The organism is Streptomyces sp. NPDC006602 (genome assembly GCF_042870385.1).
Taxonomy (GTDB): domain Bacteria; phylum Actinomycetota; class Actinomycetes; order Streptomycetales; family Streptomycetaceae; genus Streptomyces.
Map to the genome: position 1 here is coordinate 848,909 of NZ_JBIAHG010000002.1, position 15,476 is coordinate 864,384.

Consider the following 15,476-nt stretch of genomic DNA (forward strand, 5'->3'; position numbering starts at 1 on the left):
ACCCCCGTCCACGCGTGCGTCGCCGTACGGTCGCCCCGGCCACGGTTCTCGTCCTGACCGTCGCGGGCGGCACAGCGGGCGCCCATGGAGCGGGCAACGTCCTGCTACGTGAAGGGGAAGTTCAACTCATCCCAGCAGCACCGGCTCCGGCAGGCCCACCGGCCACAGATGCACCGGCTCGCCCTTGTGCATCAGTTCGCAGTAGCGCCGAGTCGTCGCGGCCAGCGCGGCCTCCCGGGACAGACCGCGCTCCAGGGCCCGGTGGAAGGTCGCGGACTGCCAGGACGCGCCGTTGACCCGGCGCCGGCACCGCTCCTCGATGACGCCGAGGTACAGGTCCCGGTCGGCGGCCTCGACGCCCCACGCGTCGAGGCCGGCCTCGGCCAGCGGCAGCAGTTCGTCGCGTACGAGGCTGACGGCGTCGACCTCGGTGGTGCCGCCGTACCGGCTGCGCCGGGGCCAGGTGAGGCGGGCGTCGATGCCGTGCCGGCACGCGGCGTCGAAGTTGGCGGCGGCCGCCTCGAACGGCAGACGGCTCCACACCGGCCGCGAGTCCTCGGCGAGGGCGCGGACGAGGCCGTAGTAGAAGGCCGCGTTGGCGATGACGTCGGTGATGGTGGGGCCGGCGGGCAGCACGCGGTTCTCGACGCGCAGGTGCGGGACGCCGTCGGCGATGCCGTAGACCGGGCGGTTCCAGCGGTAGACGGTGCCGTTGTGCAGGACGAGCTCGGCGAGCTTCGGGATGCCGCCCGCGTCGAGGACCTCCAGGGGGTCCTCCTCGTCGCAGATGGGCAGCAGGGCCGGGTAGTAGCGGAGGTTCTCCTCGAAGAGGTCGTACGCGGAGGAGATCCACCGCTCGCCGAACCAGGTGCGCGGGCGCACTCCCTGGGCCTGGAGTTCGGGCGGGCGGGTGTCGGTGGACTGCTGGAACAGCGGCGGACGGGACTCGCGCCACAGCTCGCGGCCGAACAGGAACGGCGAGTTGGCGCCGACGGCTATCTGCGCGGCGGCGACGGCCTGGGCGGCGTTCCACACGTCGGCGAAACGGCCCGGGGTGACCTGGAGGTGGAGCTGCACCGAGGTGCAGGCGGCTTCCGGCGCGATCGACTTCGAGGTGCAGGTCAGGCGCTCCACGCCGTCGATGTCGAGCGCGAAGTCCTCGCCGCGGGCGGCCACGATCTGCTCGTTGAGCAGGGCGTAGCGGTCGACGTCGGAGAGGTTGGAGGAGACGAGGTCGTCCCGGTCGAGGGTCGGCAGAATACCGATCATCACGATTCCCGCGTCGAGCTCGCCGGCTTTCCTGTCGGCATATGCCAGCGAGGTGCGGAGTTCTTCTGCGAGACGGTCGAATACCCGGCCGCCCAATCGGTGTGGGGCTATGTTGACTTCCAGGTTGAACATGGCGAGTTCTGTTTGGAAATCTCGACTTGCGATGCGTTCGAGCACCTGCGCGTTGAGCATTTTCGGCATACCGTCGGCACCGGTGAGATTCAGTTCGATCTCCAGCCCCATGAGGTTCTTCGGGCGATCGAACCGCTTCTCGGCCAGGAGTCGCTCCAGCCCCGTCAGGTTCCGGCGGAGCTTGTCGCGGTAGCGCTGGCGATCGGAGAGGTCGAACTGACCTGCCACGACCTTCTCCCCCATCGGAGCGTCCCTCCTCGCGTGGGCGGGCCGAGGAACCGGCCGCCGGTGTCCGGGTCAGGTGGGATGATGCCCAGCCGAGACGATCGATAACGTCCCGGGCGGGCCCGGCAGCCGTTACGCTGTCGGACATGACCGGCGGCACATTCGTCGGGCATGGTGCACTGTGCAGATGCGAGTGCCCCTGGGAACTCGTGAAAAACGCCGATGAGAATGGGCCGTCCGCCCATCAGGTATTTTCCGAGGTCATCGCCGTGCGGCCCGCCCGGAATCGGGATGATTCCCGCGAATCGCCGACCGAATGGACCCTTGTTCTCCCCGCCGGAAACGGCTAGACGAAACACCGTCTGAACATGAGTCGTATAAACTCCGCGAACAAGGCAGAAGGCTGGCACCCGCGGCCCTCGATCCAGCCGTCAGGTGACGTACGGCAAGCCTCGCGTACCCCCCTGGCCTCCGGACCACGGCCCCGCCTCTCTGACCACGTGAGCTGACAGCGCCGTCCGCCCAGCCCCGCCCTCACTGCCCCTGTGCCTGTCGAATGAGAGGCGACCCACCATGCCGCTGCATGTCCCACCGGCTCCCGCGCCCGCACTTCGCTCCGTCCTCACCGCGCTCGGTTCTCCCACCGCGGTACGCGAGGCCCGAACTCCCTCCCTGCTGCGTGCCCAGGGTCCCGTCACCCCGGAATTCCCGCTGCCGGTCCACGTCCTGGACGGCGTCGACGCCTCGGGCGTCCCCGCCACCCGGCTGTCCGGCTGGCGTTTCCTGATCCGCTGCGGCGACCGTGCGGTGGCCGCGGCGGAGACCATGCTGACCCCCGACGGCTGGGCGTTCTCCCGCTTCTTCGAGGGGCCGTACATCGCGTCCACCGAGCTGGCGCTGCGCCAGGCCGAGGCCATGTCGCAGCCCCACCAGCCGCGTCTGCTGTCGGTACCCCGCCTCTACATGCTCACCCTCTGGCTGCACGGCGACTGCACCACGGACGGTGCCACCGGCCGGCCCGCCCCCGCGGACCTGCTCGTCCCGCTGGCGCCGGCGCCGCCCGGCATCGCCGCACACCGTCCGCACCGGGTGGCCGACCTGCTGCCGGTGCTCACCCATCGGGTGACTCCGGCGCCGCTGCTGAGCTCACCGGCCTGACGAATTCCGCAGCGTTCCACAGCGCTCCGTAGCGGCGATCTTCGTACCCCGTTCCCGAATTCCGGGTGGCGGGGTACGACGCTGTATTCGGCGGCCTTACGATCGCACGGAAGAGATTACCGGCGACCCTTTCGCTCGTACGAGCGCTTTACGGCTCGTACGAGCCGGACAGGGCCCCCTGCCCGTCCGGACTAGCCCCATCCGGCCACCGCGAACCACCCGAAGTGACAGTGCAGTTGGAATGAACCGTCCGCGCGAGTGATGCGTCATGAACCTGTGAGAAGCGGTGCCTCGAAATCCCTGCGGAATGGCGCCCGTAGGGCAACACTGGGTTCCGTCCGACTTATCACAACGGGGGCCGGCCATGAACGACGCTTCACGGCACGGGACAGACACCACAGCCATCCCACCCAGCACGACAGAGCGAAAGATCCCACCAATGTGCCAGCACCAGACACCGTGTCCGACAGCCGACTCCGCCGACCGGGAATCCGCGCGTCTCGTGGCGCACCACCCGGAACAGGGGTGGAGCCTGCTGTGCAACGGCGTTCTGCTCTTCGAGGACACCGGTGAGCTCCTGCCGGACGGACGGGTCATCGACCCGCACCGCCCGCTGGCCACCGCCCAGGTGATGACCGCCGCCTGAGGCGCCACCGGGCGGCCCACCGCACCGCCCGGAGTATCTGAGGGGCCGGCTCGCAGCGCCGACTGCGCACCGGCCCCCACGCATGTCCGGGGGCGGTCACTGCGCGTAGCCCCGCATGTGTGATGCGGTCCCTCACACCATCCGGGCGTGGCCCCTTCCCACGACCACCCGCTTTCCGGAAGACTCCTGGAAGTTTCGAAGGTCAGTCCGGTACGGAGGTGGGGAAGTGGCAGCACACGAGGCCGACGCCGGGACGGCGGCCGAGGCCCGGGGCAAGGTCACGATCACGGAGATCGCCCGGCGGGCCGGGGTCTCGGTGCCGACCGTGTCCCGAGTCGTCAACGGCCGGTCCGACGTCTCGCCGCAGACCCGGGCCCGGGTCGAGGACCTGCTGCAACGCCACGGCTACCGCAAGCGGCCCGCGGCACCCGGCACCCGCGCCGCCCTGCTCGACCTCGTCTTCAACGACCTCGACAGCCCCTGGGCCGTGGAGATCATCCGGGGCGTGGAGGAGGTCGCGCACGCCGCCGGCGTGGGCACGGTGGTGTCGGCGATCCACGGGCGCACGGGCGACGCCCGCGAATGGATGCGCAATCTGCGGGCCCGCGCCTCCGACGGCGTCATCCTCGTCACCTCGGTACTGGAGCCCGTCCTCCACGACGAGTTGCGCATCTTGGGCGTCCCGCTGGTGGTCGTCGATCCGGCCGGCTCCCCCACCCTCGACGTCCCCACGGTCGGCGCGGCCAACTGGGCGGGCGGCATGGCGGCCACCGAACACCTGCTGTCGCTGGGCCACCGCAGGATCGGCCTGATCGCGGGCCCGCCCCGACTGCTGTGCTCCCGGGCCCGGTTCGACGGCTACCGCGCGGCCCTGGAGGGCGCGGGCCTCGCGCTGGACGACTCCCTCGTCGCCCCAGGCGACTTCCACCCGGAATCCGGCTTCGCCGGCTGCAACACCCTGCTCGACCTGCCCGAGCCGCCGACCGCCGTGTTCGCGGCGAGCGACCAGATGGCACTCGGCGCGATCGAGGCGCTGCGCCGGCGGGGCCTGCGCGTCCCGGAGGACATGAGCGTGGTCGGTTTCGACGACCTTCCGGAAGTCCGCTGGTCGGCCCCGCCCCTCACCACGATCCGCCAGCCCCTCGCCGACATGGGCAAGTTGGCCGTCCGTACGGTCCTGCGCCTGGCCCGCGGCGAACAGCCGGACTCACCGCGGGTCGAGCTGGGCACGGACCTGGTGGTGAGGGCGAGCACAGCACCGCCGGCCCGGCTCTAGTGCCGCGGCAGGCAACGTTTGCCCGTCAAGGAGCGGCGTCTGGTGCGTGCTCTCGGCGTGCCGGCCGGAAGCCCTCGTACTGGACGTACTTGGGCTTTCGGCCGGTGCGGCGAGAGTGCGTGCCGGGCGTCGCGACGGGGCGAACGTTGCCTGCCGCGGCACTAGTCACCGGCGTTCCCGGGCACCCCCCCTCGCGGGCGCCCGGGAACGGGGTGTTGCTCCGGCGCCCCTTCGCGAACGCCGGAGCAACGGGGCCTTACTTCAGCGCCTCCCGGATCGCGAAGTAGGCCGGCTTCGGGGCCAGTTGCTCGTCCCAGGGGAGCGCCGCGCCCTCGCCCTCGAAGAACGCCGGGATCCACGAGTACTTGTCCGTGTAGTCCCAGAGTGTGATGCCGACGCACCGGCGCACCGCGAGGCAGGCCTCGGTCATGTCCCGGTACCACTCGGCCTGCGTGGCCAGCTTCGCCTCGTCGGCGGGCAGGTACATGCGGACGTCCACCTCGGTGAGAGCGGTGTCCAGGCCGAGCCGGGAGAAGCGGCGGAGGTTGTCCTCCAACGTGGTCGGATAGCCGTACTGGAGCGCCAGGTGGGCCTGGAGGCCGAAGCCGTGGAGCGGCACGCCCTGCGCCCGGAGTTCCTTGGCCAGCTTGTAGTAGGCGTCGCTCTTCGGGCCGACGGCCTCGACGTTGTAGTCGTTGAGGTAGAGCTTCGCCTTCGGGTCTGCCTGGTGGGCCCAGCGCAGCGCGTCGGCGATGTAGCCGGGGCCGAGCGTCTTGTAGAAGATCGTCTCGCGGTAGGTGCCGTCCTCGTTGAACGCCTCGTTGACGACGTCCCAGGCGTAGATCTTGCCCTTGTAGTGCAGCACTTCCGTCTGGATGTGCTTCTTCAGTACGGCCCTCAGCTCGGTCGCCGTCCAGTCACGGCCGGTGAGCCAGTCCGGCAGCTGGCTGTGCCACACCAGCGTGTGTCCTCGCACCTTCTGGTGGTTGGCACGGGCGAGGTTCACGATCTCGTCGCCCTTGGACCAGTCGAAGACTCCCTGCTGGGGCTCGGTGGCGTACCACTTCATGCCGTTGCCCGGCGTGATCATGTCGAACTCGCTGCCGAGGACGGCCTTGTACGGTTCGTCGACGAGTTCGGGATTGTCGGTGGCGCTTCCGTAGTAACGGCCGTGGCGCTGGGCGAGGTCGGCCAGGGTCGGGGGCTTTCCTTCCGCCTGGGCCGTCGGCCCGGTGGCGATCCCCGCGCCGACCAGGAGGGCGGCGAGCGCGCCGGCGAGTCTGAGTCGGGTGCGGGTGGTCCTAGTGCGCATGGTGCGACTCCTCACGTGCGGATGATGGGGGTCCCCCCGCTCGAGCGAAGCCGAGAGTGGGGGAGGGTGAGCCGTACTGCCGTCGGCGTGCGTCATCCCTTCGTCGCGCCGGCGGTGAGGCCGCCGACGAGCTGGCGCTCGGCGACCGAGTAGAAGGCGAGGGCGGGGACCATGGCCAGCACCAGGTAGGCGAAGACCTTGGCGGTCTCCGCGGAGTACTGGCCCTGGAACTGCTGCACGCCGATCGGGATGGTCCACCAGGTGGACTCGGTGAACACCAGCAGCGGCAGGAAGAAGTTGTTCCAGCTGGTGACGACGGCGAGGACCGACACGGTGCCGAGGGCCGGCCGCGCCATGGGCAGCAGCACCCGCCAGAAGAAGCCGAACGGGCTGCACCCGTCGAGCGTGGCCGCTTCCTCCAGCTCCCCCGGAATCTCCCGGAAGAAGCCGCGCAGGATGATGATCGTCATGGGCAGTCCGAACGCGGCCTGCGGGAGGATCACACCGAGCGGGTTGTCCAGCAGGCCCATGGAACGCAGCAGCAGGAACAGCGGCAGGGCCGCCACCGCGAAGGGGAACATCAGCCCCATGGTGAACAGGGTGAACAGCACCTCCCGTCCGCGGAAGGCGAACCGCGCGAAGGAGAAGGCGGCGAGCGCGGAGGACGCGACGACGATGACGGTCGTCCCGATCGCGATCAGCGTGCTGCTGCCGAGCAGTTGCCAGAACGCGCCCGAGCCCAGGATGTCGGTGTAGTTGGAGGTCACCCACGAGTCGGGCAGCCCGATCGGGTTGCGGGAGAGCTCGTCGGTGGACTTGAAGCCGGAGACCACCGCGTAGAGCAGCGGCACGGCCATCAGCGCGCCGACGACGCCGAGGACGACGTGGATCGGCAGTGTCTTCCTGCGGGGTTTCTGGATGGTCGCTGTTTCCCGAGTGGCCATGATTTTCTGAGTGTTCGTCACTTCCCGCCCCCTCGCAGGGTCGTGGTGGCCCCTTCCATGTCGCGGCGGAGCACGAACCGCTGGTAGGCGAGGGCGAATACGAGGCTGATGCCGAACATGACGACGCTGATCGCGCTGGCGTAGCCGACCTGGTAGCGCTTGAAGCCGTACTGGAACATGGTCACGGCCATGGTCTCGGAGTGGTGGTCGGGGCCGCCCGCGGTCGTCACCCACACCAGGTCGAAGAGCTGGATGGATCCGATGACGGACAGGAAGACGCTGATTCGCAGGGTCGGCGCGAGCAGCGGCAGGGTGATGTTGCGGAACCGCTGCCAGGCGTTGGCGCCGTCGATGAGCGCCGCCTCGGTCAACTCGGCGGGGATGGACTGGAGTCCGGCGAGGTAGAGCATCATGTGGAAGCCGAAGTACTTCCAGGTCATGACGAGGAAGAGGGTCGCCATGACGGTGGAGGGATCGGCGAACCAGGTCCCGCCGAGCCCGTCCAGGCCCACGCTGCCGAGGACCTCGTCGGCGAGACCGCTGTCCGGGGCGAAGATCATGCTGAACAGCACACCCGTGATGGCCTCGGACAGCACGTACGGCGCGAAGAACAGCATGCGGTAGACGGCACGGCCGCGCACCTTCTGGTTGAGCAGGACGGCCATGGCGAGCGCGAACGGCAGCTGGACGGCGAGCGACAGCAGCACCAGGACGAGGCAGCGCCACAGGTCGCCGAGGAAGACCGGGTCCTCGAAGAGCCGGGTGAAGTTGTCGACGCCGATGTAGTCGGAGGGCATGCCGAAGCCGCCCCAGCGGAAGAACGCGGCGTACAGGGCGAACAGGATCGGCAGCAGCACCAGGACGCCGAACAGCACCAGGGCCGGCAGCTGGAAGCCGACCGCGGTGAACCAGTTGAGCGCGCGGCGCCGGGCCCGCCCCCGGCCGCTGCCTGCGACCGGGGGCGGCAGGCCGACGTCGGGGTCGGTCCGTTTGTCCGGAAGGAACGTGGAGGTCATCGTCGGCTACTGCTCTTCCTTCGCGACCTTGGTGATCGACTCGGTGACCTGCTCGGGAGACTTGGACCCGGCGATCAGCGCGCCGACGCTGTCGTTGACCTGCTGGCCGAGGGCGGGCGCGTACGCCTGGTCGAGATACAGCTGGAAGCCGGTGGCGCTCTTCAACTGCGTCTGTACGGCCTTGATGTTGGGGTCGGCGATGGCGCTCTCGGCGCTCGGGACCACGGGGAGGACGCCGGTCTTCTTGACCAGTTCCAGGTCGGTGGCCTCGGAGGCGAAGAACTTCAGGAAGTCGACGGCGGCCTGCGGGGCGCCCTTGCGCAGGGCGTGCCCGCCGCCTCCGCCGAACACCTCGGTGATGGCGCCCCTGCCGCCCTCGACCGCGGGGAACGGGAAGAACCCGAGGTCGTCCCCGAGGCCCTTGCCCGCGTCCGCCTCCACCACGGGGGCCCACTGGCCCATGAGTTCCATCGCCGCCTTGCCGTTGCCGACGGCGGCGGCCTGGCCGGTGGGGCTGGAGTAGGCGGCGCCGAGGAAGCCCTTCTGGAAGGGCTTCAGGTCGACGAGTTCCTTGAGGTGCTCGCCGGCCTCGACGAACTCGGCCCCCGTGAAGTCCTTGTCGTCGTTGGCCTTCTGCAGCGCCTCGGCGCCGGCGGTGCGCATCGCGAGGTAGGCCCAGTAGTACATGCCGGTCCACGTCTCCTTGCCCGCGAGGGCGAGGGGGGTGATGCCCTTGGCCTTCAGCTTGCCCACGGCGTCGAGGAAGCCGCTCCAGGTGGTGGGGGGCGTGCTGATGCCGGCCTTCTTGAAGAGCGCCTTGTTGTACCAGAAGCCGATCATCCCGATGTCGAACGGGATGCCGTACACCTTCTCGTCGAGCAGGTACGGCTCCTTCGCGACCGACAGCAGCCCGTCCGCCCACGGCTTGCTGCGGTCCGTGAGGTCCTCGACGAGCCCGGCGTCGACCTGCTGCTTCAGGACGCCGCCACCCCAGGTGTGGAAGATGTCCGGGAGCTTGCCGGAGGCGGTCAGCGCCGTCATCTTCGACTTGTAGGCGTCGTTCTCCAGCTGGACGATCTTTATCTTCACCTTGGGGTTCTGAGCCTCGAACTTCTTGGCCAGTGCGGCCCAGACGCCCTTCGTGGGCTCGGTGGTGGAGATGTTCCACCACTCGATCGTGGTCGTCCCGGACGAGCCTCCGTCCGAGTCGCCGCCACAGCCGCTCAGTGCCGTCATGCTCAGCCCGGCCGCGGCGGACGCCGCCAGGAAGCTGCGGCGGGACAGTGCCGGGTCGCCCATGTTGCGCTCCTTGGGTACGGGACGGCGCGTCCACGCCTGTCCGCTGGATCGAAAGTTTCGGAGTAGATCCAGAAAGGTTCGTTGTTGCCGCACCCTAGAGACAGCTCCCAAACGGTGGCAACCCCTTGTACGCGGGGAATGTTGAGCGGGTCCGCCGCCGACTTGTTCCGGAAAGCGGCTGCTTCAGGAGCTCGAGGGTGTGTACGCGAACCAGTCGAAGGACGCGGTGCCCTCGGTGACGTACATGCCGATGACGCGACCGGTGAAGCCGCCTGCGATCTGTGTGGACAGGTAACGGCCGTCGAGTTCGGCCAGCGGTTCACCACCCTCGACCGAGAAGACGACCGTGTCGGGGCCGCCGGGCCTGACTCCGGGAGCGTGCTCCCGGGAGCTCGTGACGGTCGGCGGCACGGGGGAGGTCGTACGGACCTCGACGACGAGCGTGACCGGCCCCGAGGGCATGGCCCGACGGACGAGACACTGCCGTACCGGACCGATCCGGGCGACGACACTCACCTCTCCCCCGGCGATCTCGACGTCATAGTGGTGGGCCTCGTCCATGCGGACGGACAGGCCCGCGCGGGCGGTTCCGGGGTCCAGCCGGGCCGCCACCCGGCACTCCGGGTGCTGCTGACGGCGTCCGACGAAGGTGTGGCCCGGCCGGTCGAGGCTGTCCCCCGTCGCCCGCAGCGTCAGCCACCCGGGCCGCTCGCCCAGCGACCAGGCCCCCTCGGGCCTGCTGCGCGGGGAGATCCAGTACGGCGCCAGGTGCCCGGCGTCGAAGTCCTCCCGCTCCGGCGGGAGTTCGACGGGATGCCAGGCGGCCGACGCCGGATGGCGCTCGCGCACCGGGCCGACGCGGGGCCAGCCGTCCGCCCACTCCACCGGGGTCAGGAACGTCTCCCGGCCCAGGACGTGGAAGGACGGGAAGAAGCCGCGGGGGCGTGTGGCGAGGAGCAGCATCCACCAAGTGCCGTCGGGCGCCTGGACCAGGTCGGCGTGGCCGGTGCTCTGGATGGGCAGGCCGGTGCCGCTGTGGGAGAGGACCGGGTTGGCCGGCGCCGGCTCGTAGGGGCCGCGCGGGTCGCGGGCACGGGCGACCGACACGCTGTGGCCGTGTGCGGTGCCGCCCTCGGCCAGCATCAGGTACCACCAGTCGCCGACCCGGTAGAGGTGCGGCGCCTCGGGATGCTGCAGTCCCGTCCCGGACCACACCGGCAGCGGCCCTTCGAGCACCTTGCCGGTCACCGGGTCGATGCGCGCGACCCGGACGCCGGAGACGGCGCACCAGCAGTTTCCATCGTCGTCCCAGGCCAGGTCGGGGTCGATCCCCAGCAGGTCGATCCACACGGGATCGGACCACGGCCCCTCGGGACGGTCGGCGGTGACCAGAAAGTTGCCGTTGCCGGAGACGTTGGTCGTGATCATGTAGAAGCGGCCGTCGTGGTGACGGAGTGTCGGGGCGTAGATCCCGCCGGACGCCACCGCGTCGTCGGACAGCTCCAACTGCCCGGGCCGGTCGAGGACGTTGCCGATCTGGCGCCAGTGCACCAGGTCACGGCTGTGGAAGAGCGGAACGCCGGGGAAGTACTCGAAGCTCGAGCACACGAGGTAGTAGTCCTCGCCGACCCGACACACACTGGGATCCGGATGGAAGCCACCGATCACAGGATTGTCGTACGTCCGCATGTGCGTCAGTCCCTTCGAGAGTCGCGTGGGCGAAACTTTCGGATGATCTGGCGAACGTTACGGAGCTGAACTGTAGGTCGCCTCGCAGAGACGGGCAAGGTATCGAGCATGCCGGGCGGTCGGAACGCTCACTGCGGACGCGCCACGACGGGCGGCATTCCCCCGCCGACCGCCTGCACCCGCTGCCGACGCCCGCGGTTGACGCGTCAAGAACCGCCGATTACCCGTCAGAGTGACGCCAATGGGCACCGCCCCGCCCGGCGATTCCCTACCGTCGGCACCATGGGACACCACGACGAGGCGTGGCACGGGCCGGTCGGCGCAAGTGCACCAGGGCCCGGTGCGGCGGTGCACGACCGGCGATGGGTGAAGGAGATGCGCAGTGCGCTCCACTGCGCGGCCACGCTCCTCGGTCTGCTGCTCGTCATCGACTGGGGCGAGGGCTGTTTCGCCCTCTGGCGAAGCCTCCTGTGGCTCAGCCTGGGACTGCTGCTCTTCGCGGTGCTCTGTCCGCCCCAAGTGCGCGCCGGCGAGGGCTGGCTGGCGTCCCGAGGCCTGTTGAGCGAGCGCCTGGTCCGCACCGACCTGCTGGTCTCGGCGAGCTGCCCGGACGGAGTGAGCCGGCGGTTGGTGCTGCGGGACGCTCTCGGCGGCCGCGTCGAGATCGACCCGCAGGTCCTGGTGGACAACCCCGACCTGTGGCACCGCCTGGGCGAGGACGCCCAGACGTCTTTGTCCAGCGGCTCGCTCACGTGCGGTGCCCCGGTGCTGGGCCGGCTCTCCCGGCGGGTCGAACGGGAGACCGCCCAGCGGGTGTTCAAGATCTCGGGCCTGGAGTGACAGCACCCCGCACCACTGCCACGGACGGCCGGAAGACGTCGTCTGTTCATGACGCTGGGTGTCCGTCTCGCGCTCTCCGCGCCGCGTCCCGCCCCGTCGGCCGTCGATACGCCGGCCAACGACTTGACCTGCTGCTTTCGTGCGCCTGCCCAGTCTTAACGGAAGCTTGACGCGCTCCATCTCTCCATCCGTGGGCCCCGGCATCACTCTCCGCTTACGCTGAGCGCGCCGATCCCGCCGTACACGTGATGGCCGGATCCACACGCTGCGCCGCACCTCAGGAGCACGCCCGATGGCCACCACCGAACACCCCCCGTCCAGCCGCATACGCTCCTGGATGCTCGAAGGCCTGGCCGACATGGGCAAGGGCGGCGGCCCCCAGGGCCCGCACACCACACCGGAACCCGCGCACAAAGGTCAGCGGTGGTGGCGGGTCATGTGCCTGACAGGAGTCGACTACTTCTCGACCCTCGGCTATCAGCCGGGCATCGCGGCCCTCGCGGCTGGTCTGCTGTCTCCCGTGGCGACGATCGTGCTGGTGATCGTCACCCTCGCGGGCGCCCTGCCGGTGTACCGGCGGGTGGCCGAGGAGAGCCCCCGGGGCGAGGGCTCGATCGCCATGCTGGAAAGGCTGCTGTCCTTCTGGAAGGGCAAACTGTTCGTCCTGACGCTGCTCGGCTTCGCCGCGACCGACTTCCTGATCACCATCACCCTGTCGGCGGCGGACGCCTCGACCCACCTGATCGAGAACCCGCACCTCACCAGCACGCTGCACGACAAGCAGATGATCGTCACTCTGATCCTCGTGGCACTGCTCGGCGCGGTGTTCCTCAAGGGCTTCCTGGAGGCGATCGGTGTCGCGGTCGTCCTGGTCGGCATCTACCTCACGCTGAACCTCGTCGTCGTGATCGTCGGCATGTGGCACGTCGTCACGGCCGGCCATGTGATCACCGACTGGTCCACCGCCCTGACCGCCGAACACGGCAACGTCTTCGCCATGGTCGGCGTGGCCCTGCTGGTCTTCCCCAAGCTGGCCCTCGGCCTCTCCGGCTTCGAGACCGGCGTCGCGGTCATGCCGCACGTCCAGGGCGCCCCGGACGACACGGACGAGCGACCGACCGGCCGGATCCGCGACACGAAGAAGCTGCTCACCACCGCCGCCCTGATCATGAGTGTCTTCCTGATCGCCACCAGCTTCATCACCACCCTGCTGATCCCGGAGAAGGAGTTCGAGCCGGGCGGCCAGGCGAACGGACGCGCACTGGCGTTCCTCGCGCACGAGTATCTGGGCAGCACCTTCGGCACGGTCTACGACGTCTCCACCATCGCCATCCTCTGGTTCGCCGGGGCCTCCGCGATGGCCGGGCTGCTCAACCTGATGCCCCGCTACCTTCCCCGCTACGGCATGGCCCCGCACTGGGCCCGCGCGGTGCGCCCGATGGTCATCGTCTTCACCCTGATCGGCTTCCTGGTCACCTGGATCTTCGACGCCGACGTCGACGCACAGGGCGGCGCCTACGCCACCGGCGTCCTGGTCCTCATCTCCTCGGCCGCCATCGCCGTGACGATCGCCGCCCGCAAGGCCGGGCAGCGGAACTGGACCATCACCTTCGCGGTCATCTCGGCCGTCTTCCTCTACACGACCGTCCTGAACGTCATCGAGCGCCCCGACGGCGTGAAGATCGGCGCCTGCTTCATCGCCGGCATCATCCTGGTCTCCCTGCTGTCCCGGCTGGCACGCGCCTTCGAGCTGCGCGTGACCAGCGTGACGCTCGACGACATGGCGGAACGTTTCATCCGCGACATGGCCAGCCGAAAGATCCGACTCATCGCCAACCAGCCCGACCAGCGGGACAAGGCGGAGTACCGCGACAAGATCGCGCAGATCCGGGAGGACAACGACATCCCCGGGGAGGACTTCGTCTTCGTCGAGGTCACGGTCCTCGACCCCTCCGAGTTCGAGGCGGGTCTGACCGTACGCGGCGATATCCTGCACCACCGCTACCGCGTCCTGACCCTGGAGTCCTCCTCCATCCCCAACGCGCTGGCCGCCCTGCTCCTGCACGTCCGCGACGCGACCGGCTGCACCCCGCACATCTACTTCGAGTGGACCGAGGGCAACCCCTTCGCCAACTTCCTGCGCTTCTTCCTCTTCGGCCAGGGCGAGGTCGCCCCGGTCACCCGAGAGGTGCTGCGGGAGGCGGAACCCGACCGGCCCCGCCGACCGCGCGTCCACACCGGCTGAGGTCCGAGGCGGCCCGTCCGGCCATGACCACCGGCCGAACAGGGACCTCGGCGGTTCAAGCCGCGGTTACCCGCCGGGCAAGGGCGTTTCAGCCGCGCCCACCGAACAGGCGCGCTCGAGCCGCGGTTACCTGCCGGACAGGCGCAGCGACGGTTCCGGCCGTGACCACCTGCCGAACAGGCGCCGGGGCGGGCGCATCACGACCTGCCCGAAACGCAGCTCGCCGGCCACCTCCACGCGCAGCACCAGCAGAGCGTCAGACTCGGCCGACCGCCGCGTCCTGACCTTGGCGTAGTGCGTCACCAGGGAGTCGGTGTCCACCACGACCCCCGGCCGGGTCACGAGTCTCAGGGCGCCGCCCCGCATGTCGAGGTCGATGCGCAGGTGTCGTACGTGATCACGGCATCGGTGAAGTCGAGCGTCGCATCGCCCCACTCGGAGTGGATCTCCATCCGCCGCGGCACCACCCAATCCGCGTCGCCCCGGGCCGAGGCGCCTTCCTGCTCGATCCGGACGACCTCCTCGGCCTCGCCCCCGGACCCGCCCACCGCGCCCCCGTCGAGGGCCGTCGGCAGGTCCTCCGTCAGCACGGCCAGCTCGCCCATCGTGCGCGCGGTCAGGACGGCCTCCAGTCGCTCGTCGAGCTCCTCGGCGGTCAGCCGGCCGTCCCCCGCGGCGATGCGAAGTACGTCCACCACCCGGTCCCGGTCCGCGTGCGAGGCCCTCGGCTCGGGCGACGACGCACCGGTACGGGAGACCTCGTCCGACATACCTCACTCCGATCCATGGCGACGACCAACGCTGTATCGCGTCACACCCCAGGGCCAACCCCACATCGGCTACTGCCTGTTCGCGGGCCTATCGTGACCAGCATGCAGTCCTACACGATCGGCCAGGCAGCAAGGCTGCTCGGCGTGAGCCCCGACACCGCGCGCCGCTGGGCGGACGCGGGCCGGGTGGCGACCCACCGCGACGACAGCGGGCGGCGGCTCGTCGACGGGCGGGATCTGGCCGCGTTCTCGGTGGAGCTGGCCAAAGCCGGCAGCACGGACGAGGACGCGCCCTACACCTCCGCCCGCAACGCCTTCCCCGGCATCGTCACCGCGATCAAGCTGGGCGACGTGGCCGCCCAGGTCGATATCCAGGCCGGCCCGCACCGACTGGTCTCCCTGCTGACCCGCGAAGCCGTCGAGGAACTCGGCCTGGAGGTCGGCATGGAGGCGACGGCCCGCGTGAAGTCGACGAACGTACACATCGACCGCCTCTGACACTGCTCATCCCCGCGGCCTGCAGGGAAACGCACATGCCACCCCATACACGATCCACCCCGGCTCATGCGACGAGACAGCCGACTTATGCCTCGCACATGCGGAAGTATGATCGGCTCATCGGAAGAGTCCGACGGGCTCTTCTCAGGCAGACCGA

Annotated in this window: 14 protein-coding genes; 6 read left to right on the forward strand and 8 right to left on the reverse strand. The window is 69.6% G+C overall.

All coding sequences use genetic code 11. The annotated features are described in order from the left end of the window. Positions 1-126: 126 nt before the first annotated feature. Positions 127-1,644 carry a glutamate-cysteine ligase family protein gene (locus tag ACFYO2_RS08605; protein WP_388345954.1) on the reverse strand — a complete coding sequence of 506 codons (1,518 nt, stop codon included), beginning with the start codon at positions 1,642-1,644 and terminating at the stop codon, positions 127-129. Between the two features lie 555 nt (positions 1,645-2,199). Between ACFYO2_RS08605 and ACFYO2_RS08610 the strand changes: the two genes are divergently transcribed. From ACFYO2_RS08610 to ACFYO2_RS08620, 3 genes are all read left to right on the forward strand, one after another. Beyond that, entirely contained in the window at positions 2,200-2,784 is a 585-nt protein-coding gene (locus ACFYO2_RS08610; RefSeq protein ID WP_388345956.1) for a hypothetical protein, read from the forward strand. A gap of 439 nt (positions 2,785-3,223) precedes the next feature. After that, positions 3,224-3,430: a DUF5999 family protein gene (locus ACFYO2_RS08615; RefSeq protein WP_388345959.1), complete on the forward strand. Its 207-nt coding sequence runs from the start codon at positions 3,224-3,226 to the stop codon at positions 3,428-3,430. Positions 3,431-3,656: 226 nt separating this feature from the next. Continuing rightward, positions 3,657-4,706, forward strand: coding sequence for a LacI family DNA-binding transcriptional regulator (locus ACFYO2_RS08620; RefSeq protein WP_388345962.1), 1,050 nt, complete (start codon positions 3,657-3,659; stop codon positions 4,704-4,706). A 256-nt stretch (positions 4,707-4,962) separates the two neighbouring features. Here the strand turns inward: ACFYO2_RS08620 and ACFYO2_RS08625 are convergent, their stop codons facing one another. From ACFYO2_RS08625 to ACFYO2_RS08645, 5 genes are all read right to left on the reverse strand, one after another. Beyond that, on the reverse strand, positions 4,963-6,018 hold the full coding sequence (locus ACFYO2_RS08625) for an endo-1,4-beta-xylanase (RefSeq protein ID WP_388345965.1): 1,056 nt from the start codon (positions 6,016-6,018) through the stop codon (positions 4,963-4,965). Positions 6,019-6,110: 92 nt separating this feature from the next. Then, positions 6,111-6,962: a carbohydrate ABC transporter permease gene (locus ACFYO2_RS08630; protein ID WP_388345968.1), complete on the reverse strand. Its 852-nt coding sequence runs from the start codon at positions 6,960-6,962 to the stop codon at positions 6,111-6,113. Between the two features lie 17 nt (positions 6,963-6,979). Beyond that, entirely contained in the window at positions 6,980-7,978 is a 999-nt protein-coding gene (locus ACFYO2_RS08635) for a carbohydrate ABC transporter permease (RefSeq protein ID WP_388345971.1), read from the reverse strand. 6 nt (positions 7,979-7,984) lie between these two features. Next, the gene (locus ACFYO2_RS08640; protein ID WP_388345973.1) at positions 7,985-9,277 is read right to left on the reverse strand and encodes an extracellular solute-binding protein; all 1,293 of its coding nucleotides are present in this window, start codon (positions 9,275-9,277) and stop codon (positions 7,985-7,987) included. Positions 9,278-9,460: 183 nt separating this feature from the next. Next, on the reverse strand, positions 9,461-10,966 hold the full coding sequence (locus tag ACFYO2_RS08645) for a glycoside hydrolase family 43 protein (protein WP_388345976.1): 1,506 nt from the start codon (positions 10,964-10,966) through the stop codon (positions 9,461-9,463). Between the two features lie 282 nt (positions 10,967-11,248). Between ACFYO2_RS08645 and ACFYO2_RS08650 the strand changes: the two genes are divergently transcribed. Next, a complete protein-coding gene (locus ACFYO2_RS08650) occupies positions 11,249-11,806 on the forward strand; it encodes a hypothetical protein (RefSeq protein WP_388345978.1) in 558 nt (185 codons plus the stop codon). Between the two features lie 292 nt (positions 11,807-12,098). Beyond that, entirely contained in the window at positions 12,099-14,051 is a 1,953-nt protein-coding gene (locus tag ACFYO2_RS08655) for an amino acid transporter (RefSeq protein WP_388345981.1), read from the forward strand. A gap of 126 nt (positions 14,052-14,177) precedes the next feature. On the opposite strand, the gene ACFYO2_RS08660 is transcribed toward ACFYO2_RS08655, so the two are convergent. Both ACFYO2_RS08660 and ACFYO2_RS08665 read right to left on the reverse strand, forming a co-directional pair. Next, positions 14,178-14,393 carry a hypothetical protein gene (locus tag ACFYO2_RS08660; RefSeq protein WP_388345984.1) on the reverse strand — a complete coding sequence of 72 codons (216 nt, stop codon included), beginning with the start codon at positions 14,391-14,393 and terminating at the stop codon, positions 14,178-14,180. 5 nt (positions 14,394-14,398) lie between these two features. After that, positions 14,399-14,821 (reverse strand): DUF1707 domain-containing protein, encoded by a 423-nt coding sequence (locus ACFYO2_RS08665; protein WP_388345987.1) that lies wholly within the window; start codon positions 14,819-14,821, stop codon positions 14,399-14,401. Positions 14,822-14,923: 102 nt separating this feature from the next. Between ACFYO2_RS08665 and ACFYO2_RS08670 the strand changes: the two genes are divergently transcribed. Further along, on the forward strand, positions 14,924-15,319 hold the full coding sequence (locus tag ACFYO2_RS08670) for a molybdopterin-binding protein (RefSeq protein ID WP_388345990.1): 396 nt from the start codon (positions 14,924-14,926) through the stop codon (positions 15,317-15,319). The last annotated feature ends 157 nt before the right edge of the window (positions 15,320-15,476 follow it).